Origin of the sequence: Kitasatospora sp. NPDC057692, from assembly GCF_042799475.1 — a bacterium.
Classification (GTDB): domain Bacteria; phylum Actinomycetota; class Actinomycetes; order Streptomycetales; family Streptomycetaceae; genus Kitasatospora.
In genome coordinates this window covers 48,574-66,722 of the sequence record NZ_JBHVIV010000049.1, presented here as the reverse complement: position 1 = coordinate 66,722, position 18,149 = coordinate 48,574, and the positions used below count along the sequence as shown (strand labels likewise).

At 71.3% G+C, this 18,149-nt stretch carries 19 protein-coding genes; 9 read left to right on the top strand and 10 right to left on the bottom strand.

What is annotated here, in order from left to right:
• Positions 1–7 precede the first annotated feature (7 nt).
• Positions 8–820 carry a dihydropteroate synthase gene (folP, locus tag ACFVFS_RS25490; RefSeq protein ID WP_380627016.1) on the bottom strand — a complete coding sequence of 271 codons (813 nt, stop codon included), beginning with the start codon at positions 818–820 and terminating at the stop codon, positions 8–10.
• 156 nt (positions 821–976) lie between these two features.
• On the opposite strand from folP, the gene ACFVFS_RS25485 reads away from it, so the two are divergent.
• Together ACFVFS_RS25485 and ACFVFS_RS25480 are read left to right on the top strand one after the other, a co-directional pair.
• A complete protein-coding gene (locus ACFVFS_RS25485; protein ID WP_380627011.1) occupies positions 977–1,429 on the top strand; it encodes a DivIVA domain-containing protein in 453 nt (150 codons plus the stop codon).
• Positions 1,426–2,019, top strand: a complete 594-nt coding sequence (locus tag ACFVFS_RS25480) for a DNA-3-methyladenine glycosylase I (RefSeq protein WP_380627010.1) — start codon at positions 1,426–1,428, stop codon at positions 2,017–2,019. The genes ACFVFS_RS25485 and ACFVFS_RS25480 overlap by 4 nt, the downstream gene beginning before the upstream one ends.
• 29 nt (positions 2,020–2,048) lie before the next feature.
• Here ACFVFS_RS25480 and ACFVFS_RS25475 read toward each other — a convergent pair whose 3' ends face one another.
• Positions 2,049–2,849 carry an enoyl-CoA hydratase-related protein gene (locus ACFVFS_RS25475; RefSeq protein ID WP_380627009.1) on the bottom strand — a complete coding sequence of 267 codons (801 nt, stop codon included), beginning with the start codon at positions 2,847–2,849 and terminating at the stop codon, positions 2,049–2,051.
• Positions 2,850–3,146: 297 nt separating this feature from the next.
• On the opposite strand from ACFVFS_RS25475, the gene ACFVFS_RS25470 reads away from it, so the two are divergent.
• Positions 3,147–3,314 carry a DUF3117 domain-containing protein gene (locus tag ACFVFS_RS25470; protein ID WP_014137929.1) on the top strand — a complete coding sequence of 56 codons (168 nt, stop codon included), beginning with the start codon at positions 3,147–3,149 and terminating at the stop codon, positions 3,312–3,314.
• A gap of 130 nt (positions 3,315–3,444) precedes the next feature.
• Here ACFVFS_RS25470 and ACFVFS_RS25465 read toward each other — a convergent pair whose 3' ends face one another.
• Entirely contained in the window at positions 3,445–4,077 is a 633-nt protein-coding gene (locus ACFVFS_RS25465; RefSeq protein ID WP_380627015.1) for an O-methyltransferase, read from the bottom strand.
• Positions 4,078–4,408: 331 nt separating this feature from the next.
• Here ACFVFS_RS25465 and sigE point away from each other — a divergent pair, with 331 nt between their 5' ends.
• From sigE to ACFVFS_RS25445, 4 genes are all read left to right on the top strand, one after another.
• Positions 4,409–5,152 (top strand): RNA polymerase sigma factor SigE, encoded by a 744-nt coding sequence (gene sigE, locus ACFVFS_RS25460; protein ID WP_380627014.1) that lies wholly within the window; start codon positions 4,409–4,411, stop codon positions 5,150–5,152.
• Positions 5,149–6,150, top strand: coding sequence for a zf-HC2 domain-containing protein (locus tag ACFVFS_RS25455; protein WP_380627008.1), 1,002 nt, complete (start codon positions 5,149–5,151; stop codon positions 6,148–6,150). The genes sigE and ACFVFS_RS25455 overlap by 4 nt, the downstream gene beginning before the upstream one ends.
• Positions 6,151–6,289: 139 nt before the next feature.
• On the top strand, positions 6,290–6,739 hold the full coding sequence (locus tag ACFVFS_RS25450) for a sec-independent translocase (protein WP_380627007.1): 450 nt from the start codon (positions 6,290–6,292) through the stop codon (positions 6,737–6,739).
• Between the two features lie 200 nt (positions 6,740–6,939).
• Positions 6,940–7,614 (top strand): hypothetical protein, encoded by a 675-nt coding sequence (locus ACFVFS_RS25445; RefSeq protein WP_380627006.1) that lies wholly within the window; start codon positions 6,940–6,942, stop codon positions 7,612–7,614.
• A gap of 123 nt (positions 7,615–7,737) precedes the next feature.
• Here ACFVFS_RS25445 and ACFVFS_RS25440 read toward each other — a convergent pair whose 3' ends face one another.
• The 6 genes from ACFVFS_RS25440 to ACFVFS_RS25415 form a co-directional block, all read right to left on the bottom strand.
• Positions 7,738–8,976 carry a tyrosine-type recombinase/integrase gene (locus tag ACFVFS_RS25440; RefSeq protein WP_380627005.1) on the bottom strand — a complete coding sequence of 413 codons (1,239 nt, stop codon included), beginning with the start codon at positions 8,974–8,976 and terminating at the stop codon, positions 7,738–7,740.
• A 372-nt stretch (positions 8,977–9,348) separates the two neighbouring features.
• Entirely contained in the window at positions 9,349–9,579 is a 231-nt protein-coding gene (locus tag ACFVFS_RS25435; protein ID WP_380627004.1) for a helix-turn-helix domain-containing protein, read from the bottom strand.
• Positions 9,580–10,629: 1,050 nt separating this feature from the next.
• Positions 10,630–11,940, bottom strand: coding sequence for a DUF3987 domain-containing protein (locus ACFVFS_RS25430; RefSeq protein WP_380627003.1), 1,311 nt, complete (start codon positions 11,938–11,940; stop codon positions 10,630–10,632).
• On the bottom strand, positions 11,940–12,635 hold the full coding sequence (locus ACFVFS_RS25425; protein ID WP_380627002.1) for a hypothetical protein: 696 nt from the start codon (positions 12,633–12,635) through the stop codon (positions 11,940–11,942). Before ACFVFS_RS25425 ends, ACFVFS_RS25430 begins: the two co-directional genes overlap by 1 nt.
• A gap of 588 nt (positions 12,636–13,223) precedes the next feature.
• Entirely contained in the window at positions 13,224–13,979 is a 756-nt protein-coding gene (locus ACFVFS_RS25420; RefSeq protein ID WP_380627001.1) for a hypothetical protein, read from the bottom strand.
• Positions 13,976–14,422: a hypothetical protein gene (locus ACFVFS_RS25415; RefSeq protein ID WP_380627000.1), complete on the bottom strand. Its 447-nt coding sequence runs from the start codon at positions 14,420–14,422 to the stop codon at positions 13,976–13,978. Before ACFVFS_RS25415 ends, ACFVFS_RS25420 begins: the two co-directional genes overlap by 4 nt.
• A gap of 223 nt (positions 14,423–14,645) precedes the next feature.
• Between ACFVFS_RS25415 and ACFVFS_RS25410 the strand changes: the two genes are divergently transcribed.
• Positions 14,646–15,491, top strand: a complete 846-nt coding sequence (locus tag ACFVFS_RS25410; protein WP_380626999.1) for a sigma-70 family RNA polymerase sigma factor — start codon at positions 14,646–14,648, stop codon at positions 15,489–15,491.
• Between the two features lies 1 nt (position 15,492).
• Positions 15,493–16,302: a hypothetical protein gene (locus ACFVFS_RS25405; protein ID WP_380626998.1), complete on the top strand. Its 810-nt coding sequence runs from the start codon at positions 15,493–15,495 to the stop codon at positions 16,300–16,302.
• 933 nt (positions 16,303–17,235) lie between these two features.
• On the opposite strand, the gene ACFVFS_RS25400 is transcribed toward ACFVFS_RS25405, so the two are convergent.
• Positions 17,236–18,033, bottom strand: a complete 798-nt coding sequence (locus tag ACFVFS_RS25400; RefSeq protein ID WP_380626997.1) for a hypothetical protein — start codon at positions 18,031–18,033, stop codon at positions 17,236–17,238.
• Between the last annotated feature and the right edge of the window lie 116 nt (positions 18,034–18,149).

The window sequence follows — 18,149 nt, the reverse complement described above, 5'->3', positions numbered from 1 at the left end:
GCCGGCCTCAGGCCAGTCCCCGGCGGGCGACCGCCGGGGGGCGGGTGCCGCGGATCGAGGCGACCATGTCCAGCACCTGCCGGGTCTCCGCCACCTGGTGCACCCGGTACACCCGGGCGCCCAGCCAGGCGGAGACCGCCGTGGTCGCCAGCGTGCCGAGCAGCCGCTCGTTCACCGGCTTGTCGAGGGTCTCGCCGACGAAGTCCTTGTTGGACAGCGACACCAGCACCGGGAACCCGGTCGCGGTCATCTCCGGCAGCCGCCGGGTCGCCTCCAGCGAGTGCCGGGTGTTCTTCCCGAAGTCGTGCCCCGGGTCGATGATCACCGCGTCCCGCCGCACGCCCAGCTCCACCGCCCGCTCGGCCAGCCCGACGGTCACCCGCAGGATGTCCGCCATCACGTCCTCATAGCCGATCCGGTGCGGCCGGGTGCGCGGCTCGGCGCCGCCCGCGTGGGTGCAGACCAGCCCGGCGCCGTACCGGGCGGCCACCTCGGCCAGCCGCGGGTCCACGCCGCCCCAGGCGTCGTTCAGCAGGTCGGCGCCCACCTCGCAGACCGCCTCGCCGACCTCGTGCCGCCAGGTGTCGACGCTGATCACCGCCTCGGGGTGGCGCTTGCGCAGCTCCGCCACGAAGGGCACGGTGCGCCGCAGCTCCTCCTCGACGGTCACCTCGTCACCCGGCCCGGCCTTCACCCCGCCGATGTCCAGGATCGCGGCGCCCTCGGCCATCGCACGGTCGGCCGCGGCGAACGCGGCCTCGTCGGCGAAGGTCGCGCCCCTGTCGAAGAAGGAGTCCGGCGTCCGGTTGACGATCGCCATGATCACCAGCTCGTCGTCGCCGAATTCCCGTGGTCCCAGGCGCAGTGCCACCGATGTCTCCTCCACAGCTGCTTCGGGTGCGATGATGGCCCCCGGCCCATCGGGACCATGATCCCACTCCAGTCGGGGCCGGCCGGAAAATCGGGAGGACCGCTCGTGTTCTGGGTGATCGTGGCGGCGATGGCCGTGGTGGTCGGCGGCGCCGCGCTGGTGGCGCTCGGCGGTGGCGGTTCGCTGCCGGAGGCCGTGCAGGACCGTATCTCCGCCCGGCTGCCGCAGGACCGCCCGCTGGACCGGGGCGACGTCGAGGCGCTGCGCCTGCCGATGGCCGTGCGCGGCTACCGGATGGACGAGGTGGACGACGTCCTCGACCGGCTGGGCGCCGAACTCGCCCACCGCGACGAGCGGATCGCCGAACTGGAGGGGCTGGCCGCGGTGCGCGGCGCGGTCGAGGCGGACGACCGCCCGGAGCCCGGCGGCGACCCGCTGCCCGGCCTGGAGGAGTTCGCCCGGATCGTCGAGCCCGCCGTCGCCCTCACCAAGGCCGCTTCGGTGCCGCCCGCCCCGGCGGCGGGCCCCGAGGACGCCAGGCCCGAGGAACGTTCGTGAGCACCGGGCCCGGCGGCGCCGTCCTCGGTGCGGACGGGCTGCGCCGCTGCGGCTGGGGCGACTCGGCGGACGACTACCGGCTCTACCACGACACCGAGTGGGGCCGCCCGGTGCACGGCGACGACGCGCTGTTCGAGCGGGTCTGCCTGGAGGCCTTCCAGTCCGGCCTGTCCTGGATCACCATCCTGCGCCGCCGCGAGGGCTTCCGGGCGGCCTTCGCCGGCTTCGGGATCGCCGAGGTGGCGGAGTTCGGCGAGGCCGACGTCGAGCGGCTGCTCGCCGACACCGGCATCATCCGCAACCGGGCCAAGATCGAGGCGGCGATCGCCAACGCCCGGGTCGCCCGCGACCTGGAGGGCGGACTGGACGCGCTGATCTGGCGGTTCGCCGGGGACCCGGACCGGCCGGCGCCCCGCACGCTCGGCGAGGTGCCGGCCGTCACGCCCGAGTCCACGGAGCTGGCCAAGGCCCTGAAGAAGGCCGGCTTCCGGTTCGTCGGCCCGACCACCGCGTACGCGCTGATGCAGGCCTGCGGACTGGTCGACGACCACCTCGCCGACTGCCACGTCCGGACCGCCCCCGCGGGGTAGCGCCGGGCGCGGTGCCACCGCGCCGGGTGCTACCGCCCGAGGTACGTCGGCTTCTCCTTGGCGATGAAGGCGCGGACCGCGATCCGGTGGTCCTCGCTCTCGCCGGCCAGCGTCTGCAGCTCGTCCTCCTTGTCGAGCAGTTCGCTCAGCGAGTGCGACGCGCCGTAGGCCAGCGACTCCTTGATCGCGCCGTACGCGACCGTCGGGCCCTCGGCCAGCTCCTTGGCGAACACCCGGGCGGTGGCGGCCAGTTCGGCGGCCGGTACGACCTTGGTGGCCAGGCCCAGCTCCATCGCCTCGGCCGCCTTCACGGTGCGCGGCAGCATCAGCAGCTCGGTCGCCTTCGCGTGCCCGACCAGCCGCGGCAGCGTCCAGGACGCCCCGGAGTCGGCGGTCAGCGCGATCCCGGCGAACGCGGTGTTGAAGCCGGCGGTGTCCGCGAGGATCCGGAAGTCGCAGGCGAAGGCCAGCGAGGCGCCCGCCCCGGCCGCCACCCCGCCGACCGCCGCCACCGTCGGCTTGCGCATCCCGGCCAGCGCCCGCAGCAGCGGGTTGTAGTGCTCGGCGACGGTCTTCAGCGCGCCCTCGCCGGTCTCCTCGGCCCGCTTCAGCAGGCCCAGGTGCTCCTTGAGGTCCTGCCCGACGCAGAACGCGCGGTCGCCCGCGCCGGTCAGCAGCACCGCCCGCACCGCCGGGTCCTCGGCGGCGGCGGTCACGGTGTCGCGCAGCGCCACCTTGGTCGCCACGTCCAGCGCGTTCATCGCCTCGGGGCGGTTGACGGTGATGACGGCCAGGCCGCCGTCCAGCTCGTACAGCACGGAATCGGACATGGGCGAGGGCTCCCTGCTCGTGATCGGCTCTGATCGTCGCTGCCAGGATGCCGGAGGGCCGGGCCGCCTGGGGAGTGTGAGGTATCGCACCTTTCGGCGGTGCGGGGACCACCGCCGCGCCGGGGCTTATGCCGGAAATTGTGCGGTAATGCGGTGGTCCGGACGAGGTTGCACCGAGAGTGATGTTGGTCATCAGGCCGTGGCATGCGGGATAATGGCTTCCGATCAATGCGTTCGATACCGGCGGTGGACGGACTGCCGGTGCGTAGCTGAGCGGTTGCAGGAAGGGGAACGAGCATGGCGGCCATGAAGCCGCGGACGGGTGACGGCCCGCTCGAAGTCACCAAAGAGGGGCGGGGCATCATCATGCGCGTTCCGCTCGAAGGCGGCGGACGCCTCGTGGTGGAGCTCACGCCTGACGAGGCCGACGCCCTCGGCGAGGCCCTGAAGAAGGCCTGCGGCTGACCGCAGCAGGTGCTCGCCATCTCCTGGAGATGTGCTGCCGGGCCCGGGTACGACCGTCGTGTCGGCCCGGGCCCCGTACTTTTCCGGCCCGGCCCGTGCCACCGCCCCGTGGTCCGGGGGCTTCGCGGCCCTAGCGCTTCACGGCGCAGAGCAGCCCGTCCGAGACCGGCAGCAGCGCGGGCAGCAGCGACTCGCTCTCCCGGACGGCCTGGACCAGGTCCCGCACCGACTGCGTCTGCGGGTCCCGCAGCTCCGGCTCGGCCAGTCGGCCCTCCTGGAACACGCCCTCGAAACAGACCATCCCGCCCGGCCGCAGCAGCCGCAGGGACTCCGACAGGTACTCCCGGGACTCCGCCGGGTCGCCGTCGCAGAACACCAGGTCGTACTGGCCGTCCGCGAGCCGCGGCAGCACGTCCAGCGCCCGGCCCGGTATGAACCGCGACCGGTTGGCCGCGAACCCGGCCGCCTGGTAGGCCTCCTTCGCCAACTGCTGGCGCACCGGCTCGGAGTCGACGGTGGTGAGCACCCCGTCCGGCCGCATCCCGCGCAGCAGGTACACCCCGGAGACGCCCGTGCCGGTGCCGATCTCGGCCACCGCCTTGGCGTCCAGCGCGGCGGCCAGCAGCCGCAGGCAGGCGCCGCCGCTCGGCCCGATCGCCCGGATCCCGGTCCGCGCGGACTGCGCCCGGGCGTAGGTCAGCACCGCGTCCTCGCCGACGTAGGTGTCGGCGAGAGCCGCGCGTGCGGGCCCGAACTCGCTGATGGCTGCCTCTTTCGGAGCCCCGGGTGACGGCCCGGCGCCGAGCGGATGTCGATATTTCCTGCCACAGATTACTGGCCGGACGGGAACCGCGTACGGCGGCGGGCCGTTGGTGGAGCAGGGACCGCGTGAACAGGACGTCCCGGACACCCTCCGGGCCGGTCGTCCGGGTCGGCCGGTCCCGGACGCTTCTTATCCGGGCTTGACGGGCGAGGTGGATATGGTGGTGGCCCTGCTGGGCAGAAGAGCCGACCGAGGAGGTGTGGCCGAGGGCGACGTCCCCGTGCGGCGGCACTTCCGCGGCACCGCGTCGGCCCGTACGCCGAAGCCCGTGATGAACCAGCCTGCGCACTCCACCCTGGACCAGCCGGCCGCCGCGCCCGAGGCGCCCGCCGCCGGCACCGCCGAGGCCCCCGCCCTCGCCACCTTCGCCGAGGGCCCCGACGCGCAGACCTGGACTCCCCCCACCTGGGAGGAGATCGTCGAGGCCCACAGTGCCCGCGTCTACCGCCTGGCCTACCGTCTGACGGGCAACCAGCACGACGCCGAGGACCTCACCCAGGAGGTCTTCGTCCGGGTGTTCCGCTCGCTGTCCACCTACACCCCCGGCACGTTCGAGGGCTGGCTGCACCGGATCACCACCAACCTGTTCCTGGACATGGTCCGCCGCCGCCAGCGCATCCGCTTCGACGCGCTCGGCGAGGACGCGGCCGAGCGGCTCGCCTCCCGCGAGCCCAGCCCGGCCCAGCACTTCAGCGACACCCACTTCGACGCCGACGTCCAGCACGCGCTGGACACCCTGGCGCCCGAGTTCCGCGCCGCCGTCGTCCTCTGCGACATCGAGGGCCTCTCCTACGAGGAGATCGCGGCGACGCTCGGCGTCAAGCTCGGCACCGTCCGCAGCCGCATCCACCGCGGCCGCTCGCACCTGCGCGCCGCGCTCAAGCACCGCGCCCCCGGCTCGGCCCCCGGCCGTGAGCGCCGCGGCGGCGGTGCCGAGGAGCAGCCGGTGCCGGTCGGCGCAGCCGTCGGCGGGGCCGCGGTCGCGCCGGGCGGGCGCGGACGGAGGCGATCGTGAGCGGAACCGGCCGATCGGGGCCGGGCCACCCGGAGACGCCCGGCCGCACCGCCACCCGCCGTGCCGGCTGGCCCGCGCTGGGCCGCCGGAGCCAGGACGGACCCGTGCCGCCCGACGCTCCGCAGCCCGCCCCGCAGGCCGAGCCGGCCCTGCGCGCCGTCGCCGTGCGGGCCGTCGAGCCCGCCGCCGAGGAGCACCACCTCGGGGAGCGGCTGTCCGGCTTCGTGGACGGTGAACTCGGCCACGACTCGCGCGAGCGCGTCCAGGCCCATCTGGCGACCTGCCCGCAGTGCCTGGCCGAGGCCGACGAGGGCCGCGCCGTCAAGCACCTGCTGACCCGCACCGGCACGCCCGGCCCCTCCGCCTCGCTGATGGCCCGGCTGATGGCCGTCGGCGCGCTCCCGGAGGACGAGCGGCAGCCGCGCTCCGACCGCCCGCACCGGGACGACGACGACCTGCCCGGCGGCGGCGTCGCCGCCCCCGGCACCCTCGGTGGCAGCCGGCTGGACGGCGGCTCGTTCGGCCGCGGCGCCGGAGCCTCCTTCGGCGCGGGCGCGCTGGGCGCCGACGCGCCGGTGCCCGGCGTCGACCCCCGGGCCTTCGGCCGCGGCTCGGTGCTGCGCCCGCTGATCGGACGGCGCTCGCCGCGCCCCGGCGCCCCGGTCCAGCCGCTGGCGGCGGCCGCGGCCGTCCCGGTGGTCCGGCAGGCCCCGGCGCGCGGGCGGCGCTTCGTCTTCGCCGCGGCCGGCGCCTTCTCGGTCGCCGCGGTGACCCTCGGCGGCGTCGGCAACATCGCCGGCCCCGGCGACGAGCAGCACGGCACCACGGTCAGCCCGGCCGGCGGCCGGGGCGGACCGGTCCCGATGAACGCCCAGGTGCCGGCGGTGGACCTGCTGCTGCGCCCGGTGGCGGTCACCCGGGGCGCGACGCCGCCGCACGAGCTGCCGGAGCGCTCTCCGAGCTCCGGTGTCGCCGGTCTGCACCACGAGAACAGATAGGTCCCACCGGCCCCTCGCGGACCGGATCATCGGCGGGTCTTCACCACGGCTTCATCACACCGGGGGTCATGGACCCGCCGATGGCCATTACGCTGTGAGGAGCGTTTGTCCGATCCGATCGCGAGCTTAGGGAGCTTTGGTGTTCAGCGACGTGGGCACACTGGAGATCCTGACCCTGGCCATCATGGCCATCGTGGTCTTCGGTCCGGACAAGCTGCCGAAGCTGATCCAGGACACCATGGGCTTCATCCGGAAGATCCGGTCCTTCGCGGACACCGCGAAGGAGGACATCCGCAGCGAGCTGGGTCCGGAGTTCAAGGACTTCGAGTTCGAGGACCTCAACCCGAAGACCTTCGTGCGCAAGCAGCTGATGGGCGGCGAGGAGGACCCGCTGGGCCTCAAGGAGATGCGGGACACCCTCGACATCCGCTCGGTGCTGGACGACAAGCCGGCCGCCCCGGTGAACGGCACCGGCCGCGCGGGCAGCGTCTCCTTCGACAAGTCCGCCGTCCCGGCCCCGGCCGCCGCGCCCGCCGCAGCCCCGCTCGCCCCCGGCGAGCGCCCCCCGTTCGACCCCGACGCGACCTGAATCCCGAACCCCACCGCCCCGCCGACCCCAGGGTTGGGCGGGGCGGCGGCGTGTGCGCCGCTATTGTGCTGATTGTTCCCGCTGCGCCGTCGGTCACTTTCCGGTCCCGTCCGGGCCGAAGGCGGTGGGCGGGGACGCCGCGGTGCGCCACGATGGGAGCGCGCCACGGCAGGCAAACGTCGTTTGAGGAGGCCCCGGGGATGGACGCGACGAGTCAGGCGGTCGGGACGGCCACGGCCGGCGGACCCGTGGTCGGCGGACAGGCCGGCCCGGCGGACCCGCTGGTGCCGTACCTGTCCGCGGACTTCCCTTGGTACGGCCTGGACGAGGGCTGGTCCGGCCGCCGCTTCCTGCTGCCGAGCGGCTTCGGCGGTCCGCGGGCGGGCGCCCACGGCACCGTCGACTACGGCAGCCTCGGCCACGGCGAGGAGCCGGCCCGCCAGTACGAGCCGCGCGACGTGCGGAAGTTCGCCGTCGTCGTCACGGTCGCCCGGCGGGAGAGCCGGCGCAGCGCCGACAACACCGGCACCCTGGAGGCGACGTCCGCCTCCTCCGCCGCCTGGCTGGCGGGTTCCGGCCTGCTCGCCGCCACCTGGCCGGGCCAGCTGGACCGCGCGCGGCGCCAGGACTGGCTGGACCAGCAGTCCGCCCTCGCCTGGGACCTCGCCGACGACCTGGAGGGCCCCGGCTGGTCCACCCTCAGCCTCCCGGTGAACGGGCTGCCGCAGCCGTTCCGCTACCGCGAGTCCGAGTACGGCTGGGTGCTCGCGGGCGAGGCCCCCGGTGTCCTGCTGGGCGCCTACGGCCGCGGCGTCAGCGCCTACGGCGCCGGCTTCGCCGCCGTCCCCGAGCTGGCCGCCTACACCCGCCCCTGACCGGGCACCGACGCCGCAGGGGCCCGCCGGAGGATCCGGCGGGCCCCTGCGGGCTTCGGCTGGTCGCGCGTCAGAACTTGTTCAAGTCAGCCTAGTTGGCCGCTGACCTGCCGCGATGTGGTCCTACGCGGCGCCCTGGGCCGTCTCCGGGCCGTCGGCCGCCTCGGGGCCCTCTCCGAAGGCGGAGTCGACGGCCTCTTTGGTGCGCTTCTCGCTGCTCGGCATGAGGTGGGTGTAGGTCCGGAGCGTGAAGCCCGGGTCGTGGTGCCCCAGGTACTCGCTCAGTGCCTTGATGCTCTCCCCGGCGTCCAGCAGCACCGAGGCGTAGAAGTGCCGCAGCGCGTGCATCCCGTTCTCCCGGCCGGGCAGGGCGCCGGCCGCAGTGAGGGCCGGGTGCCAGACGTCCCGATTGAAGCGGTTGCGGTTGAGCTGCCTCCCCTTGCCGTCGACGAACAGCAGCTCCGCCGTGACCGGCGGCCCGTCGACGTCGCGCCACGGGAGCGTGACGGGGACCGGAGCGTGGGCGGCGAGATGCGCCCGCAGGGCCCGCGCGACCGAGACGGGCAACGGCACCTTGCGGGTCTTGTTGCCCTTCGGCAGGGAGAACACCGGGCGGTTCCGGATCAGCCGGACCTGCCGGTTCACGTGCACCACGCCTTCGGCGAAGTCGACGTCGCCCACGGCCAGGCCGAAGATCTCCCCCTGCCGCAGACCGCAGCCGCCGGCCAGGTCGACCATCGGCCGGTAGCACGCCGGGAACGTCGTACGCACGGCGAGCACCCGCTCCCGGACCCACGGGACCAGGCGGCGCGGCGCCAGCTTCGGGGCCCGGACCGACGTCGACCGGCACGGGTTGTTCGGGATCAGCCGATCCTCCACCGCCGCCGTGAGCATGGTCCCCAGGTTGGCGAACACCACGCGCTGGGAGGCGGGGGAGAGCCCCTGCTCGGCCAGCGTCACCAGCCAATCGCGGATGTCCGACGGCCGGAGCGAGCTGAGCGGCCGGGTCCCCAGGTGCGGCACCACGTGCAGCCGAATCCGCTGCTCGGTGCTGACGTACGACTGCGGGTCCATGCTGAGCGACGCCAGCCACTTCTCCGCGTGCTGCTTCACGGTCACCCGGCCCGCGTTCGGGTCGATGAACTGGCCGCGCGCCATGTCCGCCTCGATCTGGGCGAGCCACTGGTCCGCCTGCCGCTTCTGGCGGTCGGGGAAACTCTTGCTCTTCTCGGTGCCGTCGGGCCCGATGTAGCGGGCGCGGTAGCGCTTGCCGGTGCCGTAGCGGTCGGTGCGGACGCGCCGCGGCTTGCCGTCGGGGCCGGTCTCGGTCTTGTACCAGCGGTCTTGGATGTGGCCGGCCATGGGCCGCTCCTCTGTTGTCGGGGCTGTAGTCGGGGTGTAGTCGGGCCTGTAGTCGAGGCGTTTCCGCAGGTCGCGTGGTGGGTGTAGTCGAGCGGGGCGGGGCGTTCGGCGGTCCTCGGGGGAGGGGCTGGAGCGGCCCGGCGAACGACGGCCGGGCCAGCGCCCGGGGGTGGTGATGGGGAGCGTCGCGGGGATGGCCCGCATGGCGGCTGGCCGGCGGCCGGTCGGGGTGGGCTGACCGGTTGGGCGCCGGGCGGGTGTGTGTGGTGGGGCAAGGAGGGAGGCGTCCGGGGCCGGGAGAGGAGCCGCTTTTGGGGCGTCGGGCGGGGTCTGCGGGGCGCCTCCCCGCCTCCCTGGCGGGCCCCCGATCGGTTAGGCGGCCTGTTGGGTCTGGTCGGTGACCCATTGGGCGACGGCATCGGGGTGGTAGCGGAGGTGCCGGCCGACGCGGAAGCCGGGTGGGCCGGTGTGCTTGCGGCGCCACTGGTAGACGGTTTCCAGCGGGACGCCGAAGAGGGAGGCGATGTCCTCGGGGGTGAGGAAGCGGGTGGGCAGGGGGACGGCGGCGGGCGGGTTGTCGGGCGGGGTGCGGCGGTTGGCCAAGGTCTCCTCCGGGGGTGGTTGGGCTGTCGCGGCACCTGTCGCCTCACCTGTCGCCTGTCACCTGTCTGTCGCCTGTAAGGCGCAGGTCAGGGGGGTGTTTCGGGGTTGTGGGGCCCGTTTCGGGGTGGGGATGACAAGCGACAAGCGGGCCGGTGGTCGGTCTGGCTGCGGTGGGTGACGGCGCCGGGGTGTCAGGGCAGCCGTCAGGGGTGTCAGGACGGTTAGGGCGGTCCGGCGGGCGGGGTTCGGGGGGTGTCAGGACCGTCAGAACCGGCTCGCGGCGAGGTGTCAGGACCGTCCGAGCGGGTGCCAGTCGGGGTGTCAGGGCCGTCAGAGCGGGGTGTCAGACGCGTCAGCTCGCGCGCGCGTGCGCGTTACCCGGGGAATCCGGGCCCGCCGCGGCGTCAGACGGTTTCTGACACCTGACGCCTGACGGTCGGCGCGCTCTCCGTTGGTCACGGTGGGTGATGGTCTCCGTGTGGCCCGTGTGGGGCACACAGCGGGCTGTGTGTGGGGCTCAGCGGCCCGGGGAGGGGGTTTGTGTGGCCCTGGGCGTGTGCCCCACACGGGTCACACGGGCAGGTCAGGGGGTCACACGCGGCTGTGTGGGGCACACGGCGGGCTGTGTGGCCCTGTGTGGCCCTGCCCCGGTGACGCGGCGTGGTCCCTGAAGAGGCCACCCGCCCGCCGGGCGCCGGCGGGGGTGGTGTCTTCCCGGCGGCCTTGGTGGGGAGCGGGCGCGGGGCGTCGGGGTGGCGGGTGGGGTGTCCAGTTTTCTGGACGGTCGGGCGGTCGACGGGGCGTGGATGGTGGGCATGGTGGTGGTATCCGTTCTCTCGGGGTGGTCCGGAAAGGCCGGAAAGGCCGTAAAGGGGTCTGAGCTGGGGTTTTGCGTGGCGGAAAGTGGTCCGGAATGGTCCGGAAAGGGGCCGGGAGGTTCGGGGCCGGGGGATCGCGGACGGCTTTGCGGACCATTGCGGACCACTTTCCGCCAGCCGTTTCCGCAGGTCGGAGGGCTTTCCGGCCTTTTCGGCCTTTCCGGACCGCCTGTCAGTCGGGCGGGGCGTAGAGGTAGACGGTCTGCTGGCGTCCGCCGGTGGCGAGCTGGGCGGCGGCGAAGCCGGGCAGCTGCACCAGGCGGGCGGTGACGTCGGCGCGCTGGGTGGCGTTCAGCCGCTTCAGCAGCACCTGCACCTGCGACTGCGTCATGCCGGAAGGGCCGGCGGTCTTCACCGCGTGGATGAGCTTGTCGAGGTGCGGGTCGCCGGTGCTGGCGGCGGCGGTGGGGCCGAGGATGTGGGCGGCGCTGGCGCGGGCGTACCGGACCAGGGCCCAGGCGGCGCGCAGGTGGGTCTCGGCGATGCGGTCGGTGTGGTCGAGGAGGGCGTAGACCATGGCGGCGCGCTTGGCGTAGGGGGCGGCGCGGGCGGTGAACTCCGCGATCGGGCCCTCGTCGGCCTCGTCGCCGCACAGCGCGGGGTAGACCTCGTCGCGCCAGAGCTGCGCGGCCTGCTGGTTGAGCTGGACTTCGCCGATGCGGCGGGCGTCGGCGAGGACGGTGCGCCATGCGGTGGCGAGGTTGTCGATCAGCTCGTCGGGGGCGCCCTGGCCGTCGGGGTCGAGGAGGTTGCGGTGGACGAAGACCGGCAGGAAGCGGTTGTAGGTGCCGCCGGCCATCTCGGCGTCCTGCATCTTCGCCCGCAGTTCGCGCGGGGAGATGTGGCCGATGACGGCGATGTGCGGGGCGGTGGCGTGCAGCGCGTCCCGGTTCATCACGCCCAAGTCCTCGCCGTTCCACGCCTGGCGCAGAATGCCGCTCAGGGAGGAGCCCTCGCGCCGTCCCCGGGCCATCGTGACGCCGTACTCCGACTCCACGACCCACAGGCGCTTGTCGGTGACGCCGGGGTCCTTGTCGCCGTCGCCGTCGCGGACCATGTCGATCAGGCCCTCGCCGGAGGACAGGCCGGAGCGGGTGTTGCAGGCGAGGAACTCCGGAACCGCGGCTTTGAACAGCCGCTTGGCGGTGTTCGTCCCGGCGCCCTTGCGCCCGGCGGCGGTGGCGCCGACGGTCAGGGCCCAGATGAGGGCGGGGTGGCGGTCGTTGCCGATCCACATGAACGGCCCCGGGCCGATCGCGGCGCCGCCGGCCGACAGCAGGTTGACCAGGATGCCCACGGGGTCGGCCTCGGTGGTCGGGTCGAGGTCGCGGACGGTGGAGCCGACCCACCCGCAGAACACTTCCGGGTCCGGGACGGGGCCCGGCCGTTCGGGCCGGGCGGTGCTGTCCGCCGGGTCGTACATCGGGTTCGGTCGGGTCTGTGGTCGGCCGCCGGGGGCGGCGAGGTGGAGTTCGACGGGCATCAGGCGCTCTCCGCAAGCTGGGTGGCGGTGGTGGTGTCGGGGAGGTCGGTCTGCCGGCCGTCGGGGCGATGGTGGCGGTGCCAGCCGGGTCGGCCGGGGATCGCTACCGGCGGCCACCCGGGCGAGGCGCTCACCGGGCGGTGGGCGGCCTCGGCGGCACGGGTGCGACGCTCGGCGAGCTCCAACGCGGTGGGGTGGTTGGACCAGGCGCGCACGGTCCGCACGAGGTCCTTCCACGCGGCTTCGTCCTCGGCCACCCACGCGGCGCGGGCCCGCTCGCCGAGCACCAGGTCCGTGCGCAGACGGGCGTGGATCGCCTCCGGGGCGCTCTCCGCCTGCTGGCGCCAGGCCTCGGCGGCCGTGACGAGGGCGGCCTCGCGGCGCGGGTCGGCCGGCGCCAGCGCGGCGAACGCGGGGGAGCCGTACTCGGGGATGCCGACGGGCTGTCCCCACCGGTCGAACACCACCGCCGGGCTGATCCTGCGGATCACGCTCAGGAAGCGGTCGGCGGCCCACCGGGCGGTGGAGCGGTGCGCGTCCCGCACCGGCGCCGGGAGGGCGATCGGGTCGGGCAGGACCGTTTCAACCGCGTCTGGGTCCGCTTCAGCGCCGCCGTCCGGCGTTTCGGCGGCACCGGCGGAGGGGGTGTTCACCGGGTGCTCACCGGCGCTCACGGCGGGGCGTTCACCGCTCACGGCCGGGCCTGTTTCAAGTCCGCCGGGCGCCGTTTCAGCGGCGCGGGCCGGAGCTTCAGCCGCACCAGTGAACGATTCAGCGGCGGGGTGAACGGGGCAGTGAACACCCGGCTGAACGGCGCTCACGGCGGGGCGTTCACCGCCCACGGCGGCGCCTGTTTCAGCGGCGCGGGGCGGGGTTTCAGCTCCGGGTGGTGGTGGTTCGGGGGCGCGGGAGCCGGCCCCGTTCTGACTGGTCACAGCTACTCCTGCAAGGGCGGGAAGCGCTTCCGGGAACGCGGGAACGGTCGGCGGGAACGCGGTGAGCAAGTCGGGTAACGATTGGGTCGTGATGCCTGGTCAGCAGGCGACCGATGCTTGGGGGTAAAGGGCGGGAAGCGCTTCCCGGAACGTGGGAACGGTCGGCGGGCAGCGCCGGGAACGGCTGCGTGAGCGGCGGTGAACAGTCGGGTGTTCACCGCCCCGCGCGTGCCCCTGAAGACCGGCCGACCGTGGGTGAAACCAGGCCGGTCGGCCGGGCCGGTGAGCACCCCGTGAGTGCCCGGTGAGCGGGTGATGAGCGGTGGTGAGCGCTCACCGGGCGGTGTGTCAGGCGGTGGTGAACCTACGGGTGTTCAGCAGCGGGGTGGCGGTGGTGAACACGTGGTCCAGGCCGAGGAGGTAGGCGCTCGTGAGCGGGGCCTGGTCGAGGCGCTTGAGGTGCAGGACCGGGGCGGCGGCCGGCGGGCAGCCGTCCACCCTCGGCATCACGAGCAGCTGCTCATCGGCCCGCACGACGTCGTTCGCCACCCCGCCGTGGCGGACCAGCCGCACCCCGGGCACCTCGTGGAGCGGGGCGTAGAGGTCTTCGACCAGCAGCAGGCGCGTCGCCTCGTTCTGGGTGGGGGCGAGCGTGGGGTCCGGCAGCGCCAGGCGCACCCGCACCCCGGCGCCGGCGCGCTCGGCCAGCAGCTCCACCAGCTCTCCCACGGCGTCCGCCAGGAACAGGCCGCACGACAGCGCCAGGTCGATCCGGTCGGTGGCGCCGCGCAGCACCGTCGCCCACAGCGCGGCCGGGACGGCGCCCCGGGTCGGGTACCAGGCGAGCAGTTCGTCCCGGGGCTGCGCGGTGGTCTTGCGGCGGCTGCCGAGGGTGGGCCACAGCTCGTAGGGGTCGGCGTGCAGCAGCTTGGCCACCGCGTGGGCGTGCCGGGCGTAGGGCATGCGGCCCGGCTCGTTCAGCCAGCGCTCCACCGTGCGCGGGTCGGTGCCCACCGCGTGGGCCAGCGCCTCGACCGTCATCCGCGAGGCCACCAGCGCGGCCCGCAGCCGGGCGTTGCCCGCCGCCGTCGTCGTGGCGTTCACGCCGCCACCGCCCGCACACCCGCCGGGGCGACCAGGGGCAGGACCGGGGCGAGCGGGGCCGGCGGCTGCGGCGCGCCGAGCCCGAACGTGCGGGTCACGGCCTCGGCCACCAGCCGCGTGTAGGCGTGGAACGGCCGGCGCGGGTGCGACAGCGCGGTCCGGGCCAGCTCCGCGTACTCCTCGATCTGGAAGGTGTCGGAGTTCACCACCGCGTACCGCAGGGCCTCGGCCAGCGACTCGGAGTTCAGTAGGTCCGAGGCGGTCAGCTCCATCTCGGGCTGGAAGGCCAGCAAGCCCACCAGGTCGAAGAACCGCAGCGACACCGACACCCGCACCGACAGGCGCGGCTCCGGCTCACCCGGGTCCGTCTCGCCGAACAGCGACACGTTCTCCTCCACCGCACCGACCGTGAGCGATGGCTGCGACACAAGCGTTCCGTGCATGATGGAACTCCCTTCGCGGGGCGCGGAGCGACGGTCTTTCTTGGCGGATTGGGCGTCGCTCCGCTGCATATGAGCAGGTCAGAGAAGGTCCAAGCCCATCCCTCTCATTGCTTAGGGGGGCTTTCGTTTTCTTGCGATACCCAAGGTAGGCAGGCGCCACCTGTGCGTCAAGTCCCCCTCGCGGTACTCTTGCTTCGCCCCCCTAGGCAGTGAAGGGACGACCATGCACGAGGAACTGGAGCGGGTGGCCAACGTCGCCGTTCCGATCGAACGGGCCAAGGCCGCGATTGCCCTGATGGCGGACTATCAGAACCGGGTGGTCGAACTGTCCCGTGTTCGGCGAGAGGCCATCGAAGAGGCGTCGGCGTCCGGCATGACGCAGACCGAGATTGCTGCTCTGCTCGGCGTAAGCCGTGGGCGTGTCGGTCAGCTCGCGTCGGCCGGCCCCGCGCCGGAGCGTGCGTTCTTCGGCCTGGGGCCGATGACGGTGGCGCTCGGCGGCAAGTACGAGGCCGGGAAGTCGCAGGAGGAGAACCCAAGCGAGGTCGTGACCAGGGAAGACCTCAGCAACTACGAGCACCTGCGCAAGCTGTTCGCGGGCCTGAAGCTCGACTCCGACTCCGAGGTGATCCCGCCGTCCGGCATCGTCAACCTGAACCGAGACCACCTGGTGGTCATCTGCGGGCCGCGGCTGTCCCCGATCGTGGCCCAGGTGCTCGAAGGCGATGACAATCTGCGCTTCCGCAAGGACCACGCCTGGCACCTGGCGGACCTGTGGACCGGGACCGAGTACCGCTCACCGCTCGACGAAGACGGCACGGCCGGCGACATCGGCTACTTGGCGCGGCTGCCCCGGCTCGACGGCAAGGGCACGTTCCTGTACATCGCGGGCATCCATGCGATCGGGGCGAACGGCGTCGTCCACTACCTGGAGAACCACCTGAACGAGCTGTACCGCGAGGTGCGAACGAAGCGTTTCTCCACGCTCATCTCCTGCCGTTACGACCCGAAGACCCTGGATGTTCTAGAGAGCAGCAGGGTCACCCCGATCTACCGACACGAGGCCTGAGATGCGCGTCTCCATCGCCACCGCCCCGGGCGGACCGAACCCCAACGAAGACTGGGTGGGCGCCACGCCGTCGCTCGCCGTCGTGCTGGACGGGCTCAGCACGGTCGGCCTCGACACCGGCTGCCGTCACGGCGTTCCCTGGTACGTCGCCCAGCTCGGCGGACACCTTTTTGCAGCGCTTGCTGCCCCGGATCGGACGCTCGCCGACGGGCTAGCTCAGGCTCTTGGACAGGTGGCGGCACTCCATCCTGAGTGCGACCTCGGTAACCCGGGTACGCCGTCCGCGACAGTCTCAATCCTCCGTGCCGGTGCCGAGCGGTTCGACTACCTAGTGCTCGCCGACTCGCCGATCGTTGTAGAGCGAGGCGGGGCCTACGAGGTCTTCACAGACCTTCGCGTGGACACCGTCGTGCCCGAGCTGCGCGCTGAGACCGAGCGATTCGCTACTGGTAGTCCGGAGCACACAGCTTCCGTCCGTCGAATGGTCGAGGCTCAGCGGCTCACGCGAAATACGCCAGATGGCTATTGGGTTGCCGCCTCCCGAGGCGAGGCAGCCAGCTATGCGCTGACTGGCTCCATGCTGACAGAAGGTGTGCAGTCAGTCGCTGTCCTTTCGGACGGCGCATCGAGGATCGTCACCGAATATCAGGCTCTGGAGTGGGCAGAGGTTTTTACGATCCTAAGAGCCAACGGTGCTGACGGTTTGATTTCGGCAGTACGCAAGGTTGAGGCCACAGACCCGAACGGGATTCGTTGGCCGCGCTTTAAGGTCGGAGACGATTCTGCTGTGGCATTCTGCCAGTTGCACTGATTGATGCACAGTGTAAGAGGCCGTGGATGCTCCACGGCCTCTCTATTTCGAGCCTAACATTCCCTCCGACTATTGCGTAATCTCCACGCCATTCCGCCTAATGGCAATTAGATTCTTTGCTGACCTCGCCGTCTCCAAAGAGTGTTGACTCTGTCTTGCTCGCGGGTATACAAGAACCCTGGAACAGGGGGTGCTCCAGCTGTGGCGACGCAATAGTCTCCGTAAACTGAAAGAACAGTATTAATCTTGGTTGATCGGAGCATGTCGTCTGAGCAGTCGGAAATCGCTTCGAGGCGGCGATCGAGAACTTCGCTCTTTGCCTCTGCAGACTTCCAAGACATTACTTCACCCAGTTGAGTAGTGGCAGCCCCTGAAGCCAAAGCAGCGACGATGAGGCGCGCCAGCACGAGCCCTTGTTCGTTTGAGCTCATCGGTACGGCAATTAGAATTACTGCAATCCCGGATATTCCACAAATCCAGAGCCATCGAGAATAGTATGCAGCGGACGCTTTGTATAGGAACCTCCCCCAGAAGGCATTCTCTTGGAGGTGGTCACACAGCCTTCGCATGCCAGGGGAAGCGTTGCTGGCGAAGTAGTCGGCTGGTACTGGATCTGGGGCGGCGCCCTGCGCTGGAATTGCGCGGCTGAACCAGTTAGCTAGATCAATTCGCTCCTCGGTCTCGCCGAGTGCATCGAGCAGAAGGCCACGAATTCTGCCCTCTTCGCCAGTGCTGTGGCAGCGACTAGCTTTGTAGCGCACTACCCATGAGTACGTCTGGACTGCGAGTGCAAGAAGCGTCGGGATGTAAGTATATGGGTTGGCGATGAAAAGTGATACGGCACTGAGTAGAAGTGCGGCTAATTGGAGCCTCCGGCTGAGCTTGTAGCCGATTGCCGCCTTTTCTAGCTGACCGTTAGAGATTCCCAAAACCTCAGCGGGCGACAGTTGGGAACTTGTCACCTAGTAGACACCTCCAATATGCGATTGATCGCAACTCGTTTCCTTGCTGGAGTGCGCTATTTGCAGATCTTGCCAGACTGTGTGCGCCGAGAATTGCCGAACGGATCTCTGGGGGGAATTCTCGCAACCTTAGTGCCGATTCAAAGAACTTTTCCACTGCCCTCGGGAAGCTCGGCAGAATTCCGGACAGCGCCTCGCAGGCCATGGTCTCAATTTCATGCGAGGGGATCACGCCCCCGTTTTTCCGGCTCCACCATTTTGCCAGGCGGATCACTCTGAGAAGTTTCTCCCCCGAGGACCTTGCAGCGACTCGCACGCGTTCGTCCTGTCGGCCGGGCGAATATTCCTCCCAATGGCTGTGATCCGCTGAGGGGATTTTAAATACCGGACCGCCGGGAGCGTTGATTTCGGCACTCAAGGCGGGCAGAACATCTACATTCAAGCCTTCTTCGAAGCCGACTGTTACCACGTTTCCTGAAATTGTCGCCGAGGGGTAAATCTTCCTGAGGTCTCGCTCGATTCTTCGCAGGGCGTCATGGGGGTCAATTGATTCCGAATTGGAATATCTGCCAATTGAGGCCACGATGTCCACATCGGAGAAATGGCGCACGGCGGTGGATCTGATGATTGATCCCGTGATGACGGTATCGCGTCGATGCTTTCCGTGCGTTAGGTTGGCGGCGACATTCTTGGCCCGCGCTATTGCAATGCTTGACTCTTCTTCGCTCAGGTCAATTTGCTGGAAGAATTGATCAAAGTGGAGCGACAATGAGCTATCCATTTCAAGCTGCGCGCCAGACTTGACGGCGGTCTCCTTCGCGGGCCGGATTCTCCAACTTCAAGTGACGGAGCGGTAACTCACAGGATGTTGCTGCGAAGCGATGC

Excerpts from the sequence above, each read along its gene's own strand:
- ACFVFS_RS25410 (WP_380626999.1), top strand. The coding sequence starts at position 14,646 with ATGCACGAGGAACTGGAGCGGGTGGCCAACGTCGCCGTTCCGATCGAA.
- ACFVFS_RS25445 (WP_380627006.1), top strand. The coding sequence starts at position 6,940 with ATGGACGCGACGAGTCAGGCGGTCGGGACGGCCACGGCCGGCGGACCC.
- ACFVFS_RS25475 (WP_380627009.1), bottom strand. The coding sequence starts at position 2,849 with ATGTCCGATTCCGTGCTGTACGAGCTGGACGGCGGCCTGGCCGTCATC.
- ACFVFS_RS25430 (WP_380627003.1), bottom strand. The coding sequence starts at position 11,940 with ATGCCCGTCGAACTCCACCTCGCCGCCCCCGGCGGCCGACCACAGACC.
- ACFVFS_RS25440 (WP_380627005.1), bottom strand. The coding sequence starts at position 8,976 with ATGGCCGGCCACATCCAAGACCGCTGGTACAAGACCGAGACCGGCCCC.
- ACFVFS_RS25470 (WP_014137929.1), top strand. The coding sequence starts at position 3,147 with ATGGCGGCCATGAAGCCGCGGACGGGTGACGGCCCGCTCGAAGTCACC.
- sigE (WP_380627014.1), top strand. The coding sequence starts at position 4,409 with ATGAACCAGCCTGCGCACTCCACCCTGGACCAGCCGGCCGCCGCGCCC.
- ACFVFS_RS25405 (WP_380626998.1), top strand. The coding sequence starts at position 15,493 with ATGCGCGTCTCCATCGCCACCGCCCCGGGCGGACCGAACCCCAACGAA.
- folP (WP_380627016.1), bottom strand. The coding sequence starts at position 820 with ATGGCGATCGTCAACCGGACGCCGGACTCCTTCTTCGACAGGGGCGCG.
- ACFVFS_RS25415 (WP_380627000.1), bottom strand. The coding sequence starts at position 14,422 with ATGCACGGAACGCTTGTGTCGCAGCCATCGCTCACGGTCGGTGCGGTG.